Below are 22,573 nucleotides of genomic sequence, written 5' to 3'. Positions count from 1 at the left end.
TGAGGGGGACGCATGGCGTGGCTCAGTTCGCCGGAAAACACCTCGCGCTCCCCTTAAAATCCACCCAACGCCTCCCCCTCACCCCGACCCTCTCCCCGGGGGGAGAGGGGGCTTGCCCCAAAATCCCTGGGGAGGGCGCCAAAGCCGCCGAATCAAGGAATCCCCCCATGAACCGCGCGACGCGCATCGCGGTGATCGTCGCCATGGCGATTGCCGTGCTGGCCCCGATCGGCCTGGTCGTCTACCAGAGCTTCCTCGACGGGCCGTTCTTCCAGCCCAAGACCGCCTTCACGCTCAGCGCCTACGAGTTCGTCCTGGACGACGAGGATTTCTTCGACGCCCTCTACAACTCGTGCGTCATCGCCTTCGGCATGACCGCCATCGCCGTGCCGGTCGGCGCCATGCTCGCCTTCCTGATGGCCCGCACCGACCTGCCGGGCCGCCGCTGGATCGAGCCGGTGATCCTCGTGCCGATGTTCGTGTCGTCGGTGGTGCTGGCCTTCGGCTTCGTGGTCAGCCTCGGCCCGGCGGGCTTCGTCACGCTGTGGTTCAAGGGCGTCTTCGGCTTCGTCCCCTGGTACCTCTATTCCAAGACGACGCTGATCGTCATCGCCGGCCTGACCCACGTCCCGCACGTCTTCCTCTACACGTCCTCCGCCCTGCGCAGCCTGGGCTCCGACGTGGAGGAAGCGGCGCGCATGACCGGCGCCGGCCCGCTGCGCACGGCGCTGACCGTCAGCCTGCCGATGGTGATGCCGAACATCCTCTACGCCGCCGTGCTGGTCTTCTTCCTGGGATTCGAGCTGTTCGGCCTGCCGCTGGTTCTCGGCGACCCCGAGGGCATCCTTGTGTTGGCGACCTACCTCTACAAGCTGACCAACAAGCTGGGCACGCCGTCCTACCAGCTGATGGCGGTGGTGGTGGTGGCGATCATCTGCATCGCCCTGCCGCTGGTGGCGCTCCAGCGCTTCCTGCTGCGCGCCGCCAACCGCTACGTCTCGGTGAAGGGCAAGGCCGCGGCGCAGAAGCCGGTGTCCATCGGCGTCTGGCGTTGGCCGGCGGCGGCGATGATCGCCGCGTGGCTGCTGTTCACCGTGGTGGTCCCGATCAGCGGTCTGGTGCTGCGCGCCTTCGTGTCGAGCTGGGGCGAGGGCGTCAACCTGCTGGACGTGCTGACGCTGGCCCATTTCCGCGAGCTGATGGAGTTCCCCAACCTGACCCGCGGCATCGTCAACACGCTGCTGATCGCGTCCGTCGGCGGGGCGCTGTCGGTCGGCGTCTACACCATGCTGAACCTCGCCGCCCACCGCTGGCAGTCGGGCTGGACCAGGCTGATGGACTATCTGGTCCTGCTGCCGCGTGCCATGCCGGGCCTGGTGGCCGGTCTGGCGATCTTCTGGGTCTTCCTGTTCACGCCCTTCCTGTCGCCGCTGCGCCAGACCATGATCGCCATCTGGGTCGCCTACACGCTGGTCTGGCTCGCCTACGGCATGCGTCTGGTCAGCGGTGCGCTGCTCCAGATCGGCCCCGAACTGGAGGAGGCCGGCCGCATCGTCGGCGCCAGCCCCGGCCGGGTGTCGCGCGACCTGACGATCCCGCTGGTCAAGGTCGGTCTGTTCTCCAGCTGGCTGCTGATCTTCGTCACTTTCATGCGCGAATACTCCACGGGCGTCTATCTGCTGGCCCCCGGCACCGAGGTGATCGGCTCGCTGCTGGTCTCGCTGTGGGGCACCGGTGCCGTCGACCTCGTGACCGCGCTCTCCACCGTCAACATCGCGATGATCGGCGGCGGCCTGCTGCTGATGTCGCTCTTCGGGAAACGCTCCCATGGCTAAGCTCATCATCGACGACCTGCACCTGTCCTATGGCAGCACCGAGATCCTGAAGGGCATCACCGCCACCTTCGCCCAGGGCGAGATCGTCGCCCTGCTCGGCCGGTCGGGCAGCGGCAAGACCACGCTTCTGCGCTCCATCGCCGGGCTGGAGGAGCCGAAGAAGGGCGTCATCTCCATCGGCGACCAGCCGGTGTTCGACGCCGCCGCCGGCCTCAACGTGCCGTCGGAGAAGCGCGGCCTCGGCCTCGTCTTCCAGTCCTACGCGCTGTGGCCGCACAAGACGGTGTTCGAGAACGTCGCCTACGGCCTGCGCCTCCGCAATGTGCCGAAGGCCGAACTCCAGCAGCGCGTCGCTGCCGTTCTCGACGGCGTCGGGCTCGGCCATCTCGGCGACCGCTATCCGCACCAGATGTCGGGCGGCCAGCAGCAGCGCGTGGCGCTGGCCCGCGCGCTGGTCTACAACCCGCCGGTCATCCTGCTCGACGAGCCGCTGTCGAACCTCGACGCCAAGCTACGCGAGGAGGCCCGCATCTGGATCCGCACGCTGATCAAGCGGATGAACCTGACCGCCGTCTTCGTCACCCACGATCAGGTCGAGGCGATGGCGATTGCCGACCGCATCGTCCTGCTCGACGGCGGCCGCATCGTCCAGGCCGGCACGCCCGAACAGCTCTACACCGAGCCGGTCAGCCTGTTCGCCTCCGAGTTCATGGGCGTCAACAACCAGATCAAGAGCCGGGTGCAGGACAAGCGCGGCGGCTACGCCCGCATCGAGCTGTCCGGCCACCCGCTGTGGGGCAAGGACCGCGCCGGCAAGGGCGTGTCCGAGGAGGCCACCGGCGTCATCCGCCTGGAACAGGTCGAGATGGTGGACGGCCCAGGGGGAGGGGATGGCGAGAACCGCATCCCGGCCGAGCTGGAGACCTCGGTCTATCTCGGCAGCCACTGGGAGCATGTCTTCCGCTGCGGCGACCAGACGCTCCGCGCCTTCGGCCGTCCGCTGGCCGCCGGCACCCACTGGCTGCACCTGCCGCCGGAACAGCTCTGGGTGTTCTGACTGCCGGCCCTCTACCGCCACTGATTTCCCTCTCCCGTCCCGGGAGAGGGCACTCTCACACCTCGATCAGCGCATAGGGCCGCCCGGTCTCCTTGGGGATGGTCTGCGCCACATTGTAGACCGGCGTCCCCCGCAGCGTCTTTCCGCTGTATGTCCCGTGATGCGCATGCCCATGCGCCACCGCCCGCACATTGTCGAAGCGGTCGATGGTCTCCGCCAGCCGCGACGAGCCCAGGAAGGGGAAGATCTCCGTCGGCTCCCCCTCCACCGTCGCGGCGATGGGGGCGTAATGCAGCACGACGAACACCCGCTCGGTGTCGAGCTGCCGCAGCGCGCTCTCCAGCCGCATCGCCTCGTTCACCGCCTCATGGACGAACTGCTTGATCGCCGGCTCGCCGAAGCTGTCGAGCATCCGGTTGCCGAAGCCGCCGCCGAAGCCCTTCACCCCGGCGAAGCCGACGCCGCCGATCTCCTGCGGCGCCCCGTCGAGGAACCGCACCCCGGCCTGGGCCAGGATGTGCTGGACCTCCTCCACATGACCGCATTCGTAATCGTGGTTGCCGAACACCGCGACCACCGGAATGCCGATGGAGCGCAGGGCGTCGGCCAGGATCTCCGCCTCGCGCGGCTTGCCGTGGTTGGTCAGGTCGCCGCACAGCGCCAGCACGTCGGCCTTGCCGGCGATTTCCTGGAACAGCTCGCGATAGGGATATTGCGTGGTCTCGCCGACATGGATGTCGCCGATGGCGGCGACGGTCAGCCTGCGCTCATCCATTCCCGTTCTCCTTCGGGTTCTGCCTGGTGCCCTCCTCCCCGACCACGTCGGCGAAGCCCCACTCGGTGACGTCGATCAGGTAATCCTCGCGCGAGAACAGCCGGCCCCGGCAGATACGGGTCTGGGCGACCGGCAGCTTGGCGCGCTCCTGCATCCTCTCCAGCAGCTCCGCCACCAGCCAGTCGGGCACGCGGTCGCGCTCGGTCGGATAGATGAAGCGGAAGTTCAGCAGGTGGATCAGCAGCACCTCCCAATGCTGCTCCATGTGGGCGAGCAGCCGTTTCCAGTCGATCCTGTCATGCTGCTTCAGGATCATATGGACGACGTCCGGCCCGTCGTACTTGTGGCGCATCTGGACGAAGGATTTGGAGAAGATCATCTCGGTCGGCGCCACCAGCGGCACGTCGCTGCCGCAGATCACCGCGCGATGCTCCTCCTTGAACCAGCGGTCGTTGACCGGGTTGATGGCGACCGCCGAGTTGAAGATGACGTCGAAGAACAGCTCGCCATGCTTGACCTTGCCGATCCAGCGCTCGTCCTCGATCTCCGTCTCGAAGCCATGGTCCTGGAAATGGGACAGGATGCGCGGGAAATCGCCGCCGCGGCAGAAGATGTCGATGTCCTTGGTCGGCCGCGTGATGCCGGTATAGGCGCTGATCGCGTAGGTCCCGCCCAACAGGAACGGGATGTTGGACTGGGTCAGCAGCTTGAGGCTTTCGGTATAGAAGGCCTCGGCCTCCGCGGTGACGGTGGCGCTGCCCTCACGGAGTTCGCTCATGGACCACTCCCCATTGCACCGGCCTTGCGCGGCGGTGCTGCACATTGACCCGGTACAACAGGGCAGGGCGGGGAGTGTTGCGGGACAGGCGTCTGCCGTGCCCTGCGTTTCCGGCTGTGCTTGCCGCGGATCGGGAAATTTGATCTGGTGCGGCAGGGTGGCCTTACCGGGGGTTGAACCATGGAGCTGTCGGCGGGAAGTTCCGCGGATGCCGTCGCCGCGCTCAGCCGGGCCATGCTGCGGCCGGTCGAAAGCGCGTCCGCCTTGCGGGAGATCGAGTCCTTGCTGGAGCGTCTCCGCCATGCCCCGCCGGACGAGCGTGCCGCCTGCGCCACGCAGCTCGGCCGCCTGACCGGCGCTGCCGATCCGGTCCTGCGCCTGTCCGCGCTGGCCGCGATCACCGGCGACCTGCGCCGCTACGACGAGTTGCTCGACCTGATCGAAGCCGAGTTCGAGCGCCCAGAGTTCGAGCACCCGGATCTCGACCGCCTGCTTCACATCTATTGCTGCATGGGCCGCCAGCTTTTCCTGATGCGCATGAACGGGGCGAGCCGGCCCGGCTTCTTCGAGGATCGGCTGTTTCCCCACTACACCCGCCTGATCGGCGCGATCCGCGACCGGCTCGGCCTCGCGCCGCGGCCCCGCCCGGCGGGCAGCCCGGCCACCGGGCGGGTCGTGCTGGTGACGAACCAGTTTCTGTCGCTGCGCCACCAGCCGTCGCGCGACCTGCTGTCCTATGCCGCGGTTCTGGAGGAGCGCTGCGGCCGGGAGGTGGTGATTCTCAACACCAACATCATGCCGGCCGACATCCACAGCCTGTTCGTGCCGTCCTTCGCATCCTCGGTGGAGCCGGCCTTCGACGGCAAGCAGGTGATCGAGGCGGACGGCCGCTCCTTCCGGATGCTGTCCTCGACCGGCCGCGGGCTGAGCCGGGACAAGATCGACTGGTTCCTGCGCGCGGTCGACTGGCACGACCCGGACGTGGTGGTGTCGCTGGGCGGATCGGTCATCGTCGCCGACCTGCTGGCGGCGGCGCGGCCCACCCTCTGCATCCCCACCACCAGCGGGGCCACGCCGTCGCTGGCCGGCATCGTGCTGGATTTCGGCGGGGGGAGCCGGCCGGAAAGCGGTCCGCTTGCGGCCTCATGGCGGCCCTTCCGCTTTCTGCATTCACTGATCGGCGCACCGGAACCGGACAGGACGGTTCCCGCCAAGGCACCCTCCAAAGCGGCGGCCAGGGCCGGCTACGGCCTGCCGGACGATGCCTTCCTGTGTCTGGTGATCGGCAACCGGCTGGACGAGGAGGCCGACGGCGCCTTCCTGGCGATGCTGGAGTCCCTCATCGACCGTGCGCCGCGGGTGGCGGTGGCGTTTGCCGGCGAGGCGGCGGCGCTGCCCTTGCGCCTGCAAGGGTCGCGGCATGCGGAACGCCTGGTCCACCTGGGCTATGTCACCGGCATGGCGGATTTGATGCAGGCGGCGGACGCCTATGTGAACCCGCAGCGCACCGGCGGCCGGGCGAGCGCCGCCGAGGCGCTGGCGGCCGGCGTTGTCCCGGTTTCGCTGCCGGTCGGCGACGTGTCGGCCGTCATCGGCGCCCGGTTCGTCGTGCCCGATTATGCCGCCGCCGTGGAGCGGCTAGCCCTGCTGGCCGAGGATCCCGCCGCCTTCGCCGCTGCCTCTGCCGACGCCCGCGACCAGGGGGCGGGGCGCGCCGATCCGGCGGAAGCCGCGGCTGCCCTGTCGCGCTACCTGGACGAGGCCGTGTCGCTGCACCGGCCTTGCCCGTGACCGCCGGCGGGACTGCCCCACAGGGTCATAGCCAAGGCTATAGAATGAAATATTTGTAATCCGACAGTAACGGAGAGCGTTCATCCGCCTTCTGGCCAGGGCCGTGATCGTCTTTGAAGTGCAAATGACTGTTCGACTTGGCGGTTGACGCGCGGTGACTGCCGCTCTATGGTCGCCGCCGTTGGGGAGTAGCTTCCGGCGGCCTCGCCGGGAACGTGTCAACATTCTTGCGCCCGATGCGGCGCATGGCACGTTCAGCGGACATTCGTCTGCCTAGCGAGACCAGTGTGCCCGAGACTCCGCGCCGGCCGGATTTCGGACATGCTGTCTCATGTGTCCGGCAGGAACCGCTCCCGTGACTCCTCTGTCTATCGTCGTGCTGTCGCTCAGCATGTCTGCCGACGCCTTCGCCGCCTCCATCGGCCGTGGCGCATCGCAGCGCCCCAGCGTCGCCGTCGCCATCAAGGGCGGTCTGGTGTTCGGTGTGGTCGAGGCCATCACGCCGCTGGTCGGCTGGGCGCTGGGTCTGGCGGCGGCCAGTTACGTCGCCGCCGTCGATCACTGGATCGCCTTCGTGCTGCTGTCGCTGGTCGGCGGCAAGATGGTCTGGGAAGGCTTCCAGCCCGAGACCGACGATCCGGAGCGGCAGGCCCGCCGCGCGAGCCCCTGGACGCTGGTCGCCACCGCGGTCGGCACCAGCATCGATGCGGCGGCGGTCGGCGTCTCCCTGGCTTTTCTCGGGTCCGACATCGTCACCATCGCCCTGTCCATCGGCTTCGCCACCTTCGCGATGACCACCATCGGCATGCTGATCGGCCGGGCCGTCGGCCATCGCATGGGCAAGATCGTGGAGGTGCTCGGCGGGTTGGCGCTGATCGCGCTCGGAACGTCGATCCTGGTCGAGCATCTTGAGCTGTTCGCCTGACCGGCGGCGGTGGGGAACGACGAGAAGGGGCATGCGCGAAATGAAAATAATCCTATAAAACGGGAAAATTTCTTATAGGCTTGCCGCGTCCTTTTGCCAAACGCGGAGCCACGCCATGCCCCTCGATCCCCGCAGCTTCACCACCGAAAATTTTCCCCGCTGGGCCGAGGAGCCGCCGACCCCGTCGGAAGGCTCCCTGGTTCCCGGTTCGCAGTTCCAAGAGGAGCAATGGATCATGGCCGCCGGGATGCTGGCCCGCGGCAACAGCTTCCTCCAGGTTTCGCGCGCCATGGGGTGCAGCCGCACCACTTTGTGGCGGGCCTATTACGGATCCAAGGATTTCCGTCACAGGGTGTGGTGGGAGCGGCAGGCGCTGAACCGCGAGGCCGAACTGCGCCTGTCCTCGCTGCGGGTGCTGGTGGCCGAGCAGATCGAGCGGCTGGTCACCTCGGGCGATCCCGCCACCGTCCGCTGGCTGGCCGAACGGCTCGGCCTCATCCCCGGTCTCGGGGCCGCCCGCAACCCCGCGCGGGACAGCCGGGAGATGGGGGCGGAGGAGGAAACGCTGCGGGCGCCCCGCCCGGACGACCCGCCCGCCGTCACCGTCCCCGAACTCGACGACGACATCCCCGGCTATCTGCGCGAGGACGCTGCCGATTGCCCTCTCTCCCCCGGGGAGAGGGAGGGGACCCGCGCCGCAGGCGTGGGGAGGGTGAGGGGGCCGGCGCGCGATCCGCGCGCCGCCAAGGGGCATTCTGCCCCTTGGCAATCCCCTGGCGCGGCCGTTCCGTCCGCGCTGCCCCCCTCACCCAACCCTCTCCCCAGGGGGGAGAGGGCTTACAGGCGGTCGCCTTCGCCTGACGTCGGTGTCCGGCGCCGGTAGGTGGGCGATGGAACATCACCCGAAAACTGTTCCACGCCGTTCCATCCCCCCGCCGGCCAGGACGGAGACAACATCCCCCGGTCAGCCCCCGAAATTCGGCTTCCCCGCCAGGATGTTGGAAGTCACGTGCCGGATATCGCGCAGGCCGCACATCGCCATGGTCACGTCCATTTCCTTACGGATGATCTCCAGGCACTGGGACACGCCGGCCTCGCCGCCGGCCCCCAGCCCATAGAGGAAGGCGCGGCCGATGAAGGTGCCCTTGGCGCCCAGCGCCAATGCCTTGACCACGTCCTGGCCGGAGCGGATTCCGCCGTCCATCAGCACTTCGATGCGGTCGCCCACCGCCTCGACGATGGCCGGCAATGCCGAGATGGAGGAAATCGCGCCGTCGAGCTGCCGGCCGCCATGGTTCGACACGATCAGCGCGTCGGCGCCGGTGTCGGCCGCCATCACCGCGTCCTCGGGATCGAGGATGCCCTTCAGGATCAGCTTGCCGCCCCAGCGGTCCTTGATGCGGCGCACGTCGTCCCAGTTCAGCGTCGGGTCGAACTGCTCCGCCGTCCAGGAGGACAGCGACGACAGGTTGCTGACCCCGGTGGCATGGCCGACGATGTTGCGGAAGGTGCGGCGGTGGGTCCGCAGCATGTTGATCGACCAGCGCGGCTTGGTCGCCATGTCCAGGATGTTGCCGACGGTCAGCTTCGGCGGGGTGGACAGCCCATTCCTGATGTCCTTGTGGCGCTGGCCGAGGATCTGGAGGTCGAGCGTCAGCACCAGCGCCGAGCAGCCCGCCGCCTTGGCGCGGTCGATCAGCTTGTCGATGAAGGCGCGGTCGCGCATGACGTAGAGCTGAAACCAGAAGGGCTTGTCGGTGTTCTCCGCCACATCCTCGATGGAACAGATGCTCATCGTCGACAGGGTGAAGGGCACGCCGGCCTTGGCCGCGGCGCGGGCGGCCAGGATCTCGCCGTCGGCATGCTGCATGCCGGTCAGGCCGGTCGGGGCCAGCGCCACCGGCATCGCCACCGGCTGGCCGACCATCGTGCTGGCCAGCGTCCGGTTGGTCATGTCCACCGCCACGCGCTGGCGCAGCTTGATCCGGCCGAAGTCGGACTCGTTGGCGCGGTAGGTCGATTCCGTGTAGGAGCCGGAATCCGCGTAATCGTAGAACATCCGCGGCACGCGCCATTCCGCCAGTTGCCGCAGATCCTCGATGCAGGTGACGGGCCGGTCGGTGAACAGGTTCGCCCAGCGCGACGGCGGCCGCGAGGAGGGCATGCGAACGGAGGTCATGGGGCGTGTCTCAACGGTTGCGCGCGAAACGGAAGGGCATCGATTTGGCCACTCCCTCCGCGCACCGTCAAGCCATGGCTGCGGCACCCCCGCTTTCAGCCGGTCGTGCGTCCGGCTTTCAGCGCGCCGGCTTCGACCTAGGCTTCGCGTTGGGCTTCGGCTTCGACGGCTTGGCCTTCGGCGGCGTCATCATGGCCTTGACCATCGCCGTCTGGGCCGCCGACTGGTTGCGTCGGGCCGCTGACATCGCTGCGGCGGTCCACATGCCGCCGGCACGGTTGGCCCAGGACAGCCACGCGCTCATGAAGGGATTCTTGGTCATGGTGCAGGCGACTCCGGAATGAGGGATACCGACGACAACAGCGCCGGGCCGCCGATGTTGCGCCGCACAATTTTGCGGCGCTTGCCCGCCCAAATTTTTGGCGGACCTGCCGATTCTTGGGCAGATGCACCAGGGCCGGGCGGCCCTGTTCGCCGGAAGACACCCTTATCCCCGCAAGGGAAGAGGGGCTTTTTCGCCGGCATATCCCTGGCATATCCATTGCTTGTGCAGCCCCAGGGGCTGGGCGATGTCGGGGGAACGGGCTGGATGGGTATGGAACGCGACGCCATGAAGAAAGGAACCAGCGCCGCCGCGGCGCGCTTCCTGCGCACCGCCAAGCTGTGCCGCATCCGCGACGTCGAACAGCTTCTGGCGGTCAGCGCCCTGGTGCGCGACCTCAGCGCCCTGATCCATGCCCTGCAGAAGGAACGCGGCGCCTCCTCCATCTATCTCGGGTCCGGCGGCACCCGCTTCGCCGAGGACCGCGCCCGCTGGCAGGCCGATGCCAGGACGCTGGAGTCGGTGCTGCGCGACCGGCTGGACCTCGTGGACGAGCAGCTCGACCGCCTCAGCTGCGGCGCGCAGTTCTACAGCCGGGCCGCCATTGCGCTCTATGCGCTGGACGGGCTGCCCGCCCTGCGCGATCAGGTGTCGTCGCTGGCGCTGGTGCCGCAGGATTCGGTGAAGGCCTTCACCGACATCGTCGGCCATCTGCTGTCCGTGCTGTTCGAGGCGGCCGACATCGCCGCCGATCCGGCGATCTCCCGCGCGCTGGTCGCCCTGTTCAACGTCGTGCAGGGCAAGGAATTCGCCGGGCAGGAGCGGGCGACCGCCAGCGCCGGCTTCTCGCGCGGGCGCTTCGACGGGGTGGAGCATGGCCGGCTCGCCCATCTGATCGACGCCCAGAACCGCGCCTTCCGCATCTTCGCCGAGTTCGCCGACCCCGCCCATGCCGCCGCCTTCCGCACCGCCCTGACCGACCCGTCGGTGGCGGAGGTCGAGCGGATGCGGGCGGTGGCGCTCAGCGACGATGCCCGCCACGGCGAGCTGTCGGGCATCACGCCGGAGGTCTGGTTCGACCGGTCGACCCGCCGGATGGAATTGCTGAAAACGGTGGAGGACCGTCTGACCGACGATCTCCGCCGCCTGTGCGAGGCCAAGCTGGCCCAGGCCCGTGCCGATCTCGGGCAGGCGGACGCCGGCGGTCCCGACGCGGTGCTGCCGGTCGCCATGATGCTGGTCGATGCCGGTGCCGCGCTGTCGGGATTCACCGGGCCGGTATCGACTGCGCCGGGCCAGGATGGCGCCGGTCTCTACGCCCCCGACGGGCTGCCGCCGAAGCTGATGCGCTCGGTCCTCGACGTCATGCAGGCGCAGTCGCAGCGCCTGCGCGACGTCAGCCTGGAGCTGGAGACGGCGAAGGCGGCGCTGAACGAGCGCAAGGTGATCGACCGCGCCAAGGGCCTGCTGATGTCCACCCGCAACCTGTCGGAGGAGGAGGCCTACAAGCTGATCCGCAAGACGGCGATGAACCAGAACAAGCGGATCGTCGAGGTGGCCGAAGCCATCCTCAGCATGTCGGACATCCTCCGCGGCGTCACGGCGGGAACGGGGAGGGGGGACGGCGGGAGGATGACCTGACTACTGCACCGTCCGCACCGGCGAGAAGGGCAGCCCCGCCTGATCGAGCGCCCGGTCGATCACCTCCTCCGATTTCTGGTCGAACAGCTGCAGCAGCAAATCGTCGACCATCCAGTCGTTGGTGGGCGTGCAGGCGGTGAACAGCTCGCCGATGACCTCCGCCTGGAAATCCTCGCGACGGTCATCGCCGCCCTCATACTCCATCCGCTTGGCGACGCCGACCGCCACCTGGAAGGGCTGGGTCAGGCCGGGGGTGACGGCCGCTTTCTTCATCAGCGCCGCCATGCCCAGCTCGCCGTCGTCCCAGGCCAGCCGGCGGGCATTCTCCGCCGGGATGCCGGCGCGGACGGCCATGCCGGCGACGAACAGCGACAGGTCGCCGGCGCACAGCGCGCGGAACAGCAGGACCGGCGTCAGGCGGCGGTTGGCGTGCAGCCACTGGATCACCGCGTCGATGTCCTCGGCCCCGCGCAGGACCGGGCGCAGCAAGCGCATGGTCGCCGCCTCCCGGCCGCGCTCGACCAGCCGCTCGACCAGTTCGCGCGACAGGCCATGCGCCTGCATCAGCGTGGTGCGCATGCTGTCCGACACGAAGGCGACCACCCGCTCGACCATCGCCAGCGACAGGCCGGGGCGGGTCGCCGCCGCCTCGCTGACCATGCGGACACGGCCGAAGCGGTCGAGCGCGCGGCTCATCGCGCTGTCCGGCACCTCGGCGCCGTCGTTGCGCAGCAAGGCCGTCACCGCGATGACGTTGCCGCGCTCGGCAATCGCGCCGGACACGCGGGCGGAGACGGTGGAGCGGCTGGCGACCGCCACATGCTTGCCGGAATCGGGATCGGACAGCACGTCGAGCAGCAGGTCGTCGGTCAGGCCGGCGGCATCGCGCAGGATGGGGAAGGCCACCCGGCCGACGTCGCGGACCAGCCGCTCCGCCAGATCACCGGTCAGCAGCGGGCTGTTGCGCAGCTGCCAGGCCACCGCCTCGCGCACCGCCACCTGGGCGTCGCCGGCGAAGCAATGGACCACCTCGATGGCCAGCGACCGTTCGGCCGGGCTCAGCGCGCCCGCCTCCAGATCGTGGAACAGCTTGTTCATCGTCTCGATCCGCGTTTCCGCATTCGGCGAGACGAGCAGCCGCTCCACATCCTTCGACGACAGGCCGTTGGGGTGGGGGGCGTCTGGTTGGGCGGCGGCGTGTGGCATCATGGCACCCGGCTGCGGCATCGGAGGAGACCCTTCAGTCGAAATCGAGGCAGGAGTAGCGGACCATGTCGCCCCACAGCCGGTCGAGCCGGCGGAGCGTGCGGTAGCTGGCCTTCAGGTCGCGGACCTCGGTCTCGTTGCGCACCAGCGCCTCGGCCTGCGCCTGCTCCATCCGCCGCAGACCCTCCCACAGCTCCCGCCCCTTGTCGGTCAGTTGGAGCCGCGCGGTGCGGCGGTCGCGCTGGTTGGCGGCGCGGTTGATGTAGCCGGCATCGACCAGGATCTTCAGGCTGTAGGACGCGTTGGATCCCAGGTAATAGCCGCGCTCCATCAGGTCGCGGACCGACAGCTCGTCCTCGCCGATCAGCATGACCATCAGCGCCTGCACCGGGCCGATGTCCTCGATGCCCTGCTTGGACAGGCCGACGCGGACGACGTCGAGATACCGGCGGTGCATCCTCTCGATCAGCCGCGCCATGCCGTGGAAGTCGGCGAGGTCGAGATCCTCGCCGGGCTTGCCGCCCGCCCGGTCGGTTGCCTTGTCGTCCGCGCCCGGTTCGGGCGCGTCGTCATCGTCCCAGTTCAGGTTGCTCATCGCGTCCATGATCCTGCCGGCTCAACCATTCCTGTTTCCTTCCTGCCCGGCTCACTCCGCCGCGGCGGCAAGGCCGCGGAAGCCATGCGGGTGCGCGCTGCGCCATGCCCAGGCGCTGCCGATGATGCTGTCCAGTTCCGGGAAGCGCGGCTGCCAGCCGAGATCGCGGCGGATGCGCTCCGACGAGGCGATCAGCACCGGCAGGTCGCCGGGGCGGCGCGGACCGACCTTGACCGGGACGCTGCGGCCGGTGATGCGCTCCACCGACGCGATCACCTCGCGCACGCTGTAGCCGGTGCCGTTGCCCAGATTGTAGCGGACCGACCGCCCGTCCAAGGCGTCCAGCACCCGCAGATGGGCGTCGGCCAGATCGCAGACATGGATATAGTCGCGGATGCAGGTGCCGTCGCGCGTGTCGTAATCGGTGCCGAAGATCTCGATGTGCGGGCGCTTGCCGGTGGCGGCGTCCATCACCAGCGGGATCAGGTGGGTTTCGGGGCTGTGGTCCTCGCCCAGCCGACCGTTGGGATGGGCGCCGGCCGCATTGAAGTAGCGCAGGCAGGCGGACCGCAGGCCATGGCAGCGGTCGGCCCAATGCAGGGCGCGCTCGATCATGAACTTCGATTCGCCGTACGGGCTGCCGGGGTCGATCGCCTCGTCCTCGTCGATGGGGATGCGCTTGGGCGAGCCGAACAGGTTGGCGGTGGAGGAGAAGACCAGCTTCATCACCCCGGCCTTCACCGCGGCGCGGATCAGGTTCAGCGAGGTGACGGTGTTGCCGTGCAGGTAGGCGTGCGGGTCGCGCATCGACTCGCCGACCACCGACAGGGCCGCGAAATGGAACACGGCATCGAAGTGCCATTGCCCGAACACGCGGGCCAGCGCCGCCTCGTCGGCCAGATCGGCCTGGACGAAGGTCGCCTCGGGCGGCACGGCGGCGGCGTGGCCCTGGCGCAGATTATCGAACACCACGACCCGGTGGCCGCGGTCGAGAAGCTCGGTCACGCAGTGGCTGCCGACATAGCCGGCGCCGCCGGTGACGAGAATGGTTTGGGACGTCGTCATGGAGTGTGGGTTTCCTTGAACCGGTTTTCGGGCCGCAACCGGAATCGGGCGGCCGGCGTGGTGGAAGGAAAACGGGGGGCGGGTTTGGGGCGGTGCAGGGGGCCGGATGGGGGGATCACGGCGCCTTGCGCAAATCTCATGCAGCGCAGCATGCACGATGTCGGCCGCGTCTGACCAGATTGCTGGAAACCCTCCCCCGAAGGGCCTAAGACCTTAGGTGAAGTCGGGTTTCTTCTTTTTCTGTCAGTGACTTAGCTGTTGTTTTCTACCCCTTTTTCGAGTGCTGGAAAGGGGTGATGCCCAAAACTTGTCACACGTCTCTAAAATGTCTCCGGTGTAAAGCTTAAGCGTGCCAAATCCGCCGACGCTTCCCCCCGCGTCCGGATCTGTCCCAGCATAGGCGGTCTCCCGGTCACCGGGCAGGCTGCATCCGGCATCCCCCCAGCCGGCTTCCTGTCCCGCGTCCGTCGCCGCCGGCAGCTTTTCCTGTTTTCCCCGATTTCCAGCGCCGCATCAGGTGGCGAATCCTCCTTCAGGAAGGATCGAAGATGAGTTCCGTGGATCGGCCCCTGCTGACCCAAGCCTACCGGAAGATCGGACAGGGCCTGCTGCTGGCCGGTGTCCTCAGCCTGTTCGTGAATGTCCTGATGCTGGTGCTGCCGCTTTTCACCATGCAGGTCTACGACCGTGTGATGAGCAGCCGCAGCCTGGAAACGCTGACGATGCTGGCGATCATCGCGGTCGGGGCGTTGGCGCTGTACGGCGTGCTGGACTTCATCCGCGCCCGCGCCTTCCTGGTGACCAGCGCGGTGATCGCCCACCGCTTCAACGTCCCGGCGCTGGAGGCCTCCATCGTCGACGCACTGTCGGGCGGCCCGCGCAATGCGGCGCAGACCATGCGCGACCTGAACGACCTGCGCAGCTTCATGACCAGCAGTGCCGTGACCGCCCCGCTGGAACTGGCCTGGGCGCCGATCTTCCTGGCGATCCTGTTCCTGCTGCATCCGGTCTATGGCGTGCTCGCCATCGTTTCCGCCCTGGTGCTGCTGGTGATGGGCGTACTGACCGACATGCTGACCCGCCGGCCGATGGCCCAGGCGAACGAGGCCTCGGCCCGCGTCTTCGCCGACATCGCCGGCACGGTCCGCCATGCCGAAGCCATCGAGGCGATGGGCATGCTGCCGGCGCTGGCCCGACGCTGGCAGTCGGCGCAGAGCGGATCGGCCGGGATGATCGACCGCGGCGCCACCCTGTCGCGCGGTCTGGCTGCCGCGTCGCGCTCACTGCGGATGATCCTGCAGGTCGGGGTGATCGCCGCCGGCGCCACGCTGGTGATCGACAATCTGGTGACGCCTGGCAGCATGATGGCCGCCGGCCTGATCACCGGCCGCCTGCTGCACCCCTTTGAACAGCTGGTGGATGGCTGGCGCCAGTGGGTCAAGGCGCTGGAGGCGCACCGCCGCATCCGCGACCTGCTGAACAACGGCGCCTCGGCCCGCTCCACCATGCCGCTGCCCCAGCCGCAGGGCGCCCTGACCGTCGACCGCGTCACCCATGTGCCCTCCGGGCTGAACCGACCGGTGCTGCGCAACGTCACCTTTGCGGTCCAGGCGGGAGAGGTGCTGGGCGTCATCGGCCCGTCGGGAGCGGGAAAATCGACGCTGGCCCGCCTGCTGGTCGGCGTCTGGCAGCCCACAGCCGGCGGCATCTATCTCGACGGCACCAGCACCTATCTGTGGGAGCGCGAGAGCTTCGGCAAATATGTCGGCTACGTCCCGCAGTCGGTGGCTCTGCTGGACGGCACCATCGGTGAGAACATCTCCCGCATGGCTAGCGCCGACCCGGCGGAGATCGTCCGCGCCGCCCGGCTGGCCGGCGTGCACGAGATGATCGGCCGCTTGCCCTTCGGCTACGACACACCGGTCGGCGACAGCGCCTTTTCCCTGTCCGGCGGCCAGCGGCAGCGCATCGCGCTGGCCCGCGCCCTGTTCGGCCGCCCCCGCCTGCTGGTGCTGGACGAGCCCAACTCCAACCTCGACCATGACGGTGAGCAGGCCCTGCTGAGTGCCGTTCAGAAGGTGAAGGCGGATGGCACGACCGTGGTGATGATCGCCCACCGCCCCTCCATCGTCGCCATCGCCGACAAGCTGGTGGTGATGAAGGACGGCGCGGTCGAGCATTTCGGCGCCCGCAACGACGTCCTGAAACTGGTGCAGCCCGGCGGTGCTCCCGCCGGCCCCAACACCACCATTGCCCGCCTCGTCCGCAGCGGAGAACAGCGATGAGCAGCGATACGCCCCTCCTGTCGTCCCAGCCGGTCTGGACCGCGACCATCGATGTGGCTCCGGTCGAGCCGTCCCTGCGCGGCACGGCGCTGGCCGGCGCGCTGGCGGTGCTGGTGGGCTTCGGCGGCTTCCTGACCTGGGGCTTCACCGCCAGCCTGGACAGCGCGGCGCTCGCCGCCGGCACGGTGATGGTTGAAAGCCATCGCAAGACCGTCTCCCATCTGGAAGGCGGCATCCTGCGCGACCTGCTGGTCAAGGACGGCGACCTCGTGCATGCCGGTCAGGTGCTGCTGCGGATGGACTCCACGCAAAGCCAGGCGGTGGTGGCCCAGTTGCAGGGGCAATATTGGACGGCCCTGGCCCGGTTGGGCCGGCTGCGGGCCGAACAATCGGAAGCACCCAAGCCGCTGTTCACTGACGAGTTGGTGAAAGCGGTGCGTGACAATCCGGTGGCGGCGGAGGCGATGGCGGTCGAGGAACGGCTGTTCCGGTCCCGCCATGACAGCTATGAGGCGCAGCTGGGGATCCAGCGCAGGCAGATCTCCCAGCTGCGCGACGAGATCGCGGCACTGGAATCCCAGCGGATCGCCACCGCCGACCGGCTGCGCTACACCCAGGAGGAAACTCGCGTGGTGCAGGGCCTGCTGGCGAAGGGATACGAGCGCAAGCCGCGCCTGCTGGAGCTTCAGCGCAACGTCGCCGATTCCGAAGGGCGGCTGGGCGAGCTGATGGCAAACAAGTCCAAGGCGGAACAGGCCATCGCCGCCGCCGAACTGACCATGATCAACATCGGCAACACCCGGCGCTCGGAGGTATCGACCGACCTTCAGGCCGCCCAGGCCAGCGTCGCCGACCTGTCGGAACGGCTGCGCAGCGCCGATGACGTGCTGCTGCGTCAGGCGGTCACCGCACCGCAGGCCGGGCGGGTGACGGGGCTGAAATTCTTCACCACCGGCGGTGTGATCCCGGCCGGTGCCGGCATCCTCGACATCGTGCCGCAGGACGACGCGATGATCGTCGAGGCCCGCGTCTCTCCCCACGACGTCCAGAATGTGGAGGTCGGCAGCAAGGCGATGGTGAAGCTGACCGGCTACCGCCAGCGCGCCGTGCCGCCGGTGGCAGGACAGGTGGTGTCGTTGTCGGCCGACCAACTGGAGGACGAGCGCACCGGCGCCTACTACTTCGCTGCAAGGATAAGCATGGATGCGGGGGAATTGAAGGCCCTGCCCAATGTCGAACTGCATCCCGGCATGCCGGCCGAGGTGATGATCCACGGCCATGCCCGCCGTGCCATCGACTATTTCCTGACGCCGTTGACCGACGGTCTTCAAAGAGCCTTCCGCGAAAAATAAGCGGAACCGCCTTCCCACCCGGCCCTCCCCCGTTCGGGCCGGTGCGGGTGGGGGCTCTTGCACGGGTTCCATCCCCTGGCAAGCGGCCCCGTGGAAGGGCCGGCGTCCCCCACGCCGGCCCTTTTGCACGCCCGCGACAGAAGCGATGCATTTTTATTGCAGTCGAATCCGCCTATGCTTGCATAAGAGAGTATTCAGGCATTGTTTTGGTCGCTGACTGATAAAATGATTTTCTTTTTTCATCGCCGATGACGGTTTCGTCATGGGCGGCATGAGCGGTCCCGCCGTCGCCGGAAAATTCGCTGTGGCTTTGGGCGGGCCATTCGATTTTTAAAACTTTCTTTTAACGATTCGGGCTTTTTCCTGCAAATCCAGCCAGTCCATGGCGTTTCAGTGGTGAAAATGCGGGTCTGACCATCATTTTTTAAAGCGGAAACTGCTTAGAAATTCGAAGCAATTCAAAGTAACTGTCTTTTTGAAAATATCGACAATGCGTTCTACTGCAAGAATCCGCTGTCTAGACTCAACTTTCTCTTCCATGTGACCGAGTTTTATCACACTATCCGCCCGATAGATTTGGTTACACCGAAAGGCGAGCTCAGTCTTTCGAGCGAGGCCTAAAGAAGGCCCAAAAATCCCAATCACATCGCAAGGAGACACCTACGATGGCTACGGTTCCTGGGGGCAGCTACGACGTGCATATCGGCACGAATCACGACGATCTGCTGGTCGGCGGCGAGGGTGACTCTCTGTTGCTGGGGGGCAACGGAAGCGACACTCTGCTCGGCGGCAATGGACATGACCTTCTGTTGGGGGGCAACGGAGCGGACGTGATCCATGGCGGTTCGTCGGCGGATGTGCTGCTGGGGGGTAACGGCAACGACATCATCGACGGCGGTTCGGGCGACGACATCATCTTGGGGGGGAATGGTGACGACGTGCTGATCGGCGGTGCCGGGCGCGATCTGCTGGATGGCGGCAAGGGCGACGACGTGCTGTCGGGGGGCGACGGTGACGACGTGCTGAACGGCGGCGCCGGCGACGACACGCTGTACGGTGGCGGTCATAACGATATCCTTAATGGCGGCAAGGGTGACGACCTGCTGCGCGGCGGCACCGGTGACGATGTGCTGAATGGCGGTGACGGCGACGACACCCTGTTCGGCGACGACGGCAACGACCGCCTGGAAGGCGGCAAGGGCGACGACCTGCTGATCGGCGGGGCCGGCCACGACGTCTTCATCTTCTCCGGCGGCGGCGGCCAGGACGTGGTCCTGGACTTCAAGGCCGGCGAGGACGTTCTGCAGATCTCCCGCAACATCAACGGTCTGAAGGTGACCGACGCCGCCGATCTGGCCGCCCGCGTCACCGACCAGCATGGCGATGCCGTGATCGACCTCGGCCATGGCGACAGCATCACGCTGAAGGGTGTCTCGGCTGCGGACATCCACAACCACCCGAACGACTTCTTCGTCATCCACTGACCGAGCACTGTCCGGGCACTGATCGTCCACTGCTTCTTTGAGCAGTGAACAAGAAGGACGGACCGGTGGTGTCACAGCCGCCGCCGGTCCCCCTTTGCCCGCAGTCAGCCGATTTCGACTTTCCAACCCACCGACGCTGCCGGAATCCCATCCATGACCGTCATCGCCGTTCTGCCGAATTCGGTGTCGATCGCCCCCGCCCAACGTCTGGCGCTGGGTCCCCGCTTCCTCCTCGTTTCCTGGACGATGGATGGAAAGGCGGACGGCGCGGCCGATGCCGTCGGCCCGATCACGCCGAGCGTCGACGGGAAGCCGGTGCGTCCGCCCTTCACCACGCTGACCATCGACACCGGCTGGGGCGGACGGCGCGTCCTATCGATCCTGCCGGCGCCGCGCGATCCGCGCATGCCCATCCATTTCATTGCCAGAAACCGGGTGATCGCCGAGCTTCGCACCGAGTCCGGTGCCGCCGATCTCGATCCCGCCGGCTTGCTGGGCAGCCTCGACGGCGCCGCCCGCCTGCGGGTGCAGCGCTTCCTGTTCGATTTTGCCTGCTCCACCCCGGCGCTTCGCCGCGATGCCGCCTTTGCCGGGCTGTGCCGCCGGCTGGTTCTGGACCGTGCGGCGGAGCCGGCGATGCTGGCGATCCGCGCCACGGCGGGCGGCGACCTTCTCCTCTGTGCCGGGGCGCTGTCCGGTCGCTTCGGCGCCATCAGCGGTCTAGTGGTGCTGTCGCCGAACGCGGTGGCGCGGGCGCCCTTCGATGCCTGCATCGGACCCGATCCGGCCGGCAAGGGGCGCATCGCCTTCGACCTGCTGATCGACCGCAGCCTGTGCATGCCGGGCAATCTGCTGGTTGTGCTGGGCGCCAACGGGGTCGCCTGCCGCCGCTTTCCCGTGGAATCCGCCGGCCTGCCGACCCTGACCGACCGACTGAACGCCCGTCCCGACACGCCGGCCGCACTGCGCCATTATCTGCTGACCTGCCTCGCCCAACGCGGCCGCAGCGATGCGTCCGCCGCCTCGGCGGTCAGCGAGTTGCAGGCGTTGGCCCCGCTGCCGCGCCGGCAGGCCGCCGATGCCAAGCGGCCGATCGGTGCCTCGCTCGACCTCGCGGTTCCCACGGCCGATGGCGGCCTGTTCCTCGCCGGCTGGCTGCACGACCCGCATGGGCTGGCGGCGGAGCTGGTGGTGCGCACGCCCTTCGGCGGCGAACGCCGGGTCGAGCGGTTCGCCCACCGCTTCCCGCGCGAGGATGTGGCGAAGCTCTACGGCACCGGCGGCATCGACCGCAGCGGCTTCGTCCTGCATCTTCCCGGCAATCCCGAACCGGCGGAAGCGCTTCAGGTGACGGCGGAGCTTCGGCTGGCCTCGGGCGGGGCCCTGCGTCTGGTTCCGCCGCCGCGTCCGCGTGCCCATGCCGATGCCCGCGCCGCCGTGCTGGGCAGCCTGCCGCCGCGCTTTGCCACGCCGGAGCTGCTGGAGACCGTCATCGGTCCGGCCGTCGCCCCACTGCATGCCGCCCATCTCGCCACCCGCGGCGAGCCGGAACTGGTCGTCTATGGCGAGCGCAAGGCCAAGCCCGCGGTGTCGGTCATCATCCCGCTCTACCGCACGCTGGAGTTCCTGCGTTTCCAGATCGCCTGCTTCGCCACCGACCCGGCGATGGCCGACGCCGAACTGGTCTTCGTGCTCGACAGCCCGGAGCAGCGGGACGAGGTGGTGCATCTGCTGCGTGGCTTCCACGGGCTCTACGGCCTGCCGATGCTGCTGCTGGTGCAGAGCGCCAATTACGGCTATTCCGCCGCCAACAATGCCGGCGTCGCCGTTGCCCGAGCCAACCGCCTGCTGCTCCTCAATTCCGACGTGGTGCCCGACCGCGCCGGCTGGCTGCCGCAGCTGGTCGCGGCGCTGGAAGAGCGCCCCGGCATCGGCGCCGTGGGGCCGAAGCTGCTGTTCGACGACGACAGCCTCCAGCATGCCGGGCTCTATTTCGACCGCGACCTGCAAGGCGCCTGGTACAACCATCATTACTTCAAGGGCCTGCCGCGTGACTTCGCTGCCGCCTGCCGGCCGCGGTCGGTGCCCGGCGTCACCGGTGCCTGCCTGCTGACCACGCGCGCCGCCTACAGCGCGGCTGGCGGCTTTTGCGAAGACTACATCATCGGCGACTTCGAGGACTCGGACCTCTGCCTGCGCATCCGCGACCAGGGGCTCGACATCCGCTATGCCCCGTCGGTGGAGCTGTACCATCTGGAGCGCCGCTCCATCGGCCGGCACCAGGGCTACACCCGCGGAGTCGCCTCCGAATACAACCGCTGGCTCCATGGCCGCCGCTGGGCCGACCGCATGGCCGGACTGATGGCGCACGACTGGTGTGCCGATGACGAGGCGCAGCCGTCCCGGAGCAGCCGGACCCGCAAGACAGCACAGGTGATCCGATGAATGCGATCGTGCCGACCCCGCAGCTTGCCGTGCTGCGCCGCCAGACCGATCCGCGGCTGGAGTGGCTGTGCGCCCAGATCGCGCGCAACCGTTTCCTGCCGGTGCCGCCGCCCGAGCTGCATTTCATCGGCGACGGCGATTTTCGTGCCATCGGGGCGGAGTTCCTGCGCCATTTCGTCCGTCTTGGGGGCTTGCGTCCCGACCACAAGGTGCTGGAGATCGGCTGCGGTGTCGGCCGCATGGCCCTGCCGCTGACCCAGTATCTGGACGGGTCCTATGATGGCATCGACATCGTGATGGACGGCATCCGCTGGTGCGCCTCGACCATCACGCCGGCCTACCCGGAGTTCCGATTCCACCATCTCGACGTCGCTAACGGCCTCTACAATCCCGATGGCCGGATCGAGGGGGAGACGGCGACGCTGCCCTTCAAGGCCGGCGCTTACGACTTCGTTATCCTGACCTCCGTCATCACCCACCTGCGCACCGCCGATACCGAGCGCTATGCGGCGGAGATCGCGCGGGTGCTGAAGCCGGGCGGGCGCTGCTTCCTCAGCCTGTTCCTGGCCGACGCCACGGCGCGCGCCGGCATCGCCAAGGGGACCGCCCGCCCGCCGTTCCGCGATGCGCCCGGCGTGGAACTGCTGGCCGATCCCGAGCATCCCAACGCCGCCGTCGCCTATGACGAGGAATTCCTGCTCGGCCGCTTCGCCGCCCATGGCCTGCGTCCCGCCCGCGTCGTCATGCGCGGCCACTGGAGCGGCCAGCGCGAGGCCGAGAATTTCCAGGATCTGCTGGTTCTGGAGAAGGGGACCGCGCCATGAGCCGGCGCCGCCTT

General features: G+C 68.0%; 18 protein-coding genes and 1 riboswitch. Of the genes, 11 read left to right on the top strand and 7 right to left on the bottom strand.

The annotated features are described in order from the left end of the window. The first annotated feature begins 167 nt into the window (after positions 1 to 167). Entirely contained in the window at positions 168 to 1,835 is a 1,668-nt protein-coding gene (locus ACWPN3_RS03155; protein ID WP_492242566.1) for an ABC transporter permease, read from the top strand. Further along, positions 1,828 to 2,892 (top strand): ABC transporter ATP-binding protein, encoded by a 1,065-nt coding sequence (locus ACWPN3_RS03150; RefSeq protein ID WP_109051464.1) that lies wholly within the window; start codon positions 1,828 to 1,830, stop codon positions 2,890 to 2,892. Before ACWPN3_RS03155 ends, ACWPN3_RS03150 begins: the two co-directional genes overlap by 8 nt. Before the next feature lie 55 nt (positions 2,893 to 2,947). Here the strand turns inward: ACWPN3_RS03150 and ACWPN3_RS03145 are convergent, their stop codons facing one another. Both ACWPN3_RS03145 and ACWPN3_RS03140 read right to left on the bottom strand, forming a co-directional pair. Beyond that, positions 2,948 to 3,667 carry a metallophosphoesterase family protein gene (locus ACWPN3_RS03145; RefSeq protein ID WP_109449062.1) on the bottom strand — a complete coding sequence of 240 codons (720 nt, stop codon included), beginning with the start codon at positions 3,665 to 3,667 and terminating at the stop codon, positions 2,948 to 2,950. Then, complete coding sequence (locus ACWPN3_RS03140; protein WP_109449064.1) at positions 3,660 to 4,445, bottom strand: nucleotidyltransferase domain-containing protein; 786 nt, start codon at positions 4,443 to 4,445, stop codon at positions 3,660 to 3,662. The genes ACWPN3_RS03145 and ACWPN3_RS03140 overlap by 8 nt, the downstream gene beginning before the upstream one ends. Before the next feature lie 180 nt (positions 4,446 to 4,625). Between ACWPN3_RS03140 and ACWPN3_RS03135 the strand changes: the two genes are divergently transcribed. From ACWPN3_RS03135 to ACWPN3_RS03125, 3 genes are all read left to right on the top strand, one after another. Then, on the top strand, positions 4,626 to 6,236 hold the full coding sequence (locus ACWPN3_RS03135) for a glycosyltransferase (protein WP_492242567.1): 1,611 nt from the start codon (positions 4,626 to 4,628) through the stop codon (positions 6,234 to 6,236). A 166-nt stretch (positions 6,237 to 6,402) separates the two neighbouring features. Continuing rightward, positions 6,403 to 6,589, top strand: a riboswitch (yybP-ykoY riboswitch). Between the two features lie 2 nt (positions 6,590 to 6,591). Continuing rightward, complete coding sequence (locus tag ACWPN3_RS03130) at positions 6,592 to 7,161, top strand: manganese efflux pump MntP (protein ID WP_492242568.1); 570 nt, start codon at positions 6,592 to 6,594, stop codon at positions 7,159 to 7,161. Between the two features lie 115 nt (positions 7,162 to 7,276). Then, on the top strand, positions 7,277 to 8,044 hold the full coding sequence (locus ACWPN3_RS03125; protein WP_492242569.1) for a hypothetical protein: 768 nt from the start codon (positions 7,277 to 7,279) through the stop codon (positions 8,042 to 8,044). Between the two features lie 81 nt (positions 8,045 to 8,125). Here ACWPN3_RS03125 and ACWPN3_RS03120 read toward each other — a convergent pair whose 3' ends face one another. Beyond that, the gene (locus ACWPN3_RS03120; RefSeq protein WP_282188121.1) at positions 8,126 to 9,340 is read right to left on the bottom strand and encodes an alpha-hydroxy acid oxidase; all 1,215 of its coding nucleotides are present in this window, start codon (positions 9,338 to 9,340) and stop codon (positions 8,126 to 8,128) included. Positions 9,341 to 9,458: 118 nt separating this feature from the next. After that, positions 9,459 to 9,662, bottom strand: a complete 204-nt coding sequence (locus ACWPN3_RS03115; protein WP_146208064.1) for a hypothetical protein — start codon at positions 9,660 to 9,662, stop codon at positions 9,459 to 9,461. Positions 9,663 to 9,950: 288 nt separating this feature from the next. Here ACWPN3_RS03115 and ACWPN3_RS03110 point away from each other — a divergent pair, with 288 nt between their 5' ends. Beyond that, positions 9,951 to 11,303 carry a nitrate- and nitrite sensing domain-containing protein gene (locus tag ACWPN3_RS03110; protein WP_492261077.1) on the top strand — a complete coding sequence of 451 codons (1,353 nt, stop codon included), beginning with the start codon at positions 9,951 to 9,953 and terminating at the stop codon, positions 11,301 to 11,303. Here the strand turns inward: ACWPN3_RS03110 and ACWPN3_RS03105 are convergent, their stop codons facing one another. From ACWPN3_RS03105 to galE, 3 genes are read right to left on the bottom strand one after another with little or no spacing between them, the layout of a single operon-like run. After that, on the bottom strand, positions 11,304 to 12,512 hold the full coding sequence (locus ACWPN3_RS03105) for a DUF2336 domain-containing protein (RefSeq protein ID WP_492242570.1): 1,209 nt from the start codon (positions 12,510 to 12,512) through the stop codon (positions 11,304 to 11,306). It abuts the gene before it with no gap. Between the two features lie 31 nt (positions 12,513 to 12,543). Beyond that, positions 12,544 to 13,104, bottom strand: a complete 561-nt coding sequence (locus tag ACWPN3_RS03100) for a MarR family transcriptional regulator (RefSeq protein ID WP_247873131.1) — start codon at positions 13,102 to 13,104, stop codon at positions 12,544 to 12,546. Between the two features lie 51 nt (positions 13,105 to 13,155). After that, positions 13,156 to 14,169, bottom strand: a complete 1,014-nt coding sequence (gene galE / locus ACWPN3_RS03095) for a UDP-glucose 4-epimerase GalE (protein ID WP_492242571.1) — start codon at positions 14,167 to 14,169, stop codon at positions 13,156 to 13,158. A gap of 548 nt (positions 14,170 to 14,717) precedes the next feature. Between galE and ACWPN3_RS03090 the strand changes: the two genes are divergently transcribed. From ACWPN3_RS03090 to ACWPN3_RS03070, 5 genes are all read left to right on the top strand, one after another. Beyond that, positions 14,718 to 16,454 (top strand): type I secretion system permease/ATPase, encoded by a 1,737-nt coding sequence (locus tag ACWPN3_RS03090; RefSeq protein WP_423320122.1) that lies wholly within the window; start codon positions 14,718 to 14,720, stop codon positions 16,452 to 16,454. After that, on the top strand, positions 16,451 to 17,806 hold the full coding sequence (locus tag ACWPN3_RS03085) for an HlyD family type I secretion periplasmic adaptor subunit (protein ID WP_492242572.1): 1,356 nt from the start codon (positions 16,451 to 16,453) through the stop codon (positions 17,804 to 17,806). Before ACWPN3_RS03090 ends, ACWPN3_RS03085 begins: the two co-directional genes overlap by 4 nt. 665 nt (positions 17,807 to 18,471) lie before the next feature. After that, the gene (locus ACWPN3_RS03080) at positions 18,472 to 19,290 is read left to right on the top strand and encodes a calcium-binding protein (protein ID WP_109449095.1); all 819 of its coding nucleotides are present in this window, start codon (positions 18,472 to 18,474) and stop codon (positions 19,288 to 19,290) included. Between the two features lie 153 nt (positions 19,291 to 19,443). Continuing rightward, positions 19,444 to 21,735: a glycosyltransferase gene (locus tag ACWPN3_RS03075; protein ID WP_492242573.1), complete on the top strand. Its 2,292-nt coding sequence runs from the start codon at positions 19,444 to 19,446 to the stop codon at positions 21,733 to 21,735. Then, positions 21,732 to 22,559, top strand: a complete 828-nt coding sequence (locus ACWPN3_RS03070) for a class I SAM-dependent methyltransferase (RefSeq protein WP_492242574.1) — start codon at positions 21,732 to 21,734, stop codon at positions 22,557 to 22,559. The genes ACWPN3_RS03075 and ACWPN3_RS03070 overlap by 4 nt, the downstream gene beginning before the upstream one ends. The last annotated feature ends 14 nt before the right edge of the window (positions 22,560 to 22,573 follow it).

It is taken from the genome of Azospirillum sp. UENF 111221, from assembly GCF_058780625.1.
The sequence above is the reverse complement of the archived record's forward strand: the minus strand, read 5'-3'. Positions and strand labels throughout refer to the sequence as shown.

Bases quoted from the DNA above. Each gene is read 5' to 3' on its own strand.
- ACWPN3_RS03105 (WP_492242570.1), bottom strand. From the start codon at position 12,512: ATGATGCCACACGCCGCCGCCCAACCAGACGCCCCCCACCCCAACGGC.
- ACWPN3_RS03140 (WP_109449064.1), bottom strand. From the start codon at position 4,445: ATGAGCGAACTCCGTGAGGGCAGCGCCACCGTCACCGCGGAGGCCGAG.
- ACWPN3_RS03110 (WP_492261077.1), top strand. From the start codon at position 9,951: ATGAAGAAAGGAACCAGCGCCGCCGCGGCGCGCTTCCTGCGCACCGCC.
- ACWPN3_RS03120 (WP_282188121.1), bottom strand. From the start codon at position 9,340: ATGACCTCCGTTCGCATGCCCTCCTCGCGGCCGCCGTCGCGCTGGGCG.
- ACWPN3_RS03075 (WP_492242573.1), top strand. From the start codon at position 19,444: ATGACCGTCATCGCCGTTCTGCCGAATTCGGTGTCGATCGCCCCCGCC.
- ACWPN3_RS03150 (WP_109051464.1), top strand. From the start codon at position 1,828: ATGGCTAAGCTCATCATCGACGACCTGCACCTGTCCTATGGCAGCACC.
- ACWPN3_RS03090 (WP_423320122.1), top strand. From the start codon at position 14,718: ATGAGTTCCGTGGATCGGCCCCTGCTGACCCAAGCCTACCGGAAGATC.
- ACWPN3_RS03115 (WP_146208064.1), bottom strand. From the start codon at position 9,662: ATGACCAAGAATCCCTTCATGAGCGCGTGGCTGTCCTGGGCCAACCGT.
- ACWPN3_RS03135 (WP_492242567.1), top strand. From the start codon at position 4,626: ATGGAGCTGTCGGCGGGAAGTTCCGCGGATGCCGTCGCCGCGCTCAGC.
- ACWPN3_RS03080 (WP_109449095.1), top strand. From the start codon at position 18,472: ATGGCTACGGTTCCTGGGGGCAGCTACGACGTGCATATCGGCACGAAT.
- ACWPN3_RS03085 (WP_492242572.1), top strand. From the start codon at position 16,451: ATGAGCAGCGATACGCCCCTCCTGTCGTCCCAGCCGGTCTGGACCGCG.
- ACWPN3_RS03070 (WP_492242574.1), top strand. From the start codon at position 21,732: ATGAATGCGATCGTGCCGACCCCGCAGCTTGCCGTGCTGCGCCGCCAG.
- ACWPN3_RS03155 (WP_492242566.1), top strand. From the start codon at position 168: ATGAACCGCGCGACGCGCATCGCGGTGATCGTCGCCATGGCGATTGCC.
- galE (WP_492242571.1), bottom strand. From the start codon at position 14,169: ATGACGACGTCCCAAACCATTCTCGTCACCGGCGGCGCCGGCTATGTC.
- ACWPN3_RS03100 (WP_247873131.1), bottom strand. From the start codon at position 13,104: ATGAGCAACCTGAACTGGGACGATGACGACGCGCCCGAACCGGGCGCG.
- ACWPN3_RS03125 (WP_492242569.1), top strand. From the start codon at position 7,277: ATGCCCCTCGATCCCCGCAGCTTCACCACCGAAAATTTTCCCCGCTGG.
- ACWPN3_RS03145 (WP_109449062.1), bottom strand. From the start codon at position 3,667: ATGGATGAGCGCAGGCTGACCGTCGCCGCCATCGGCGACATCCATGTC.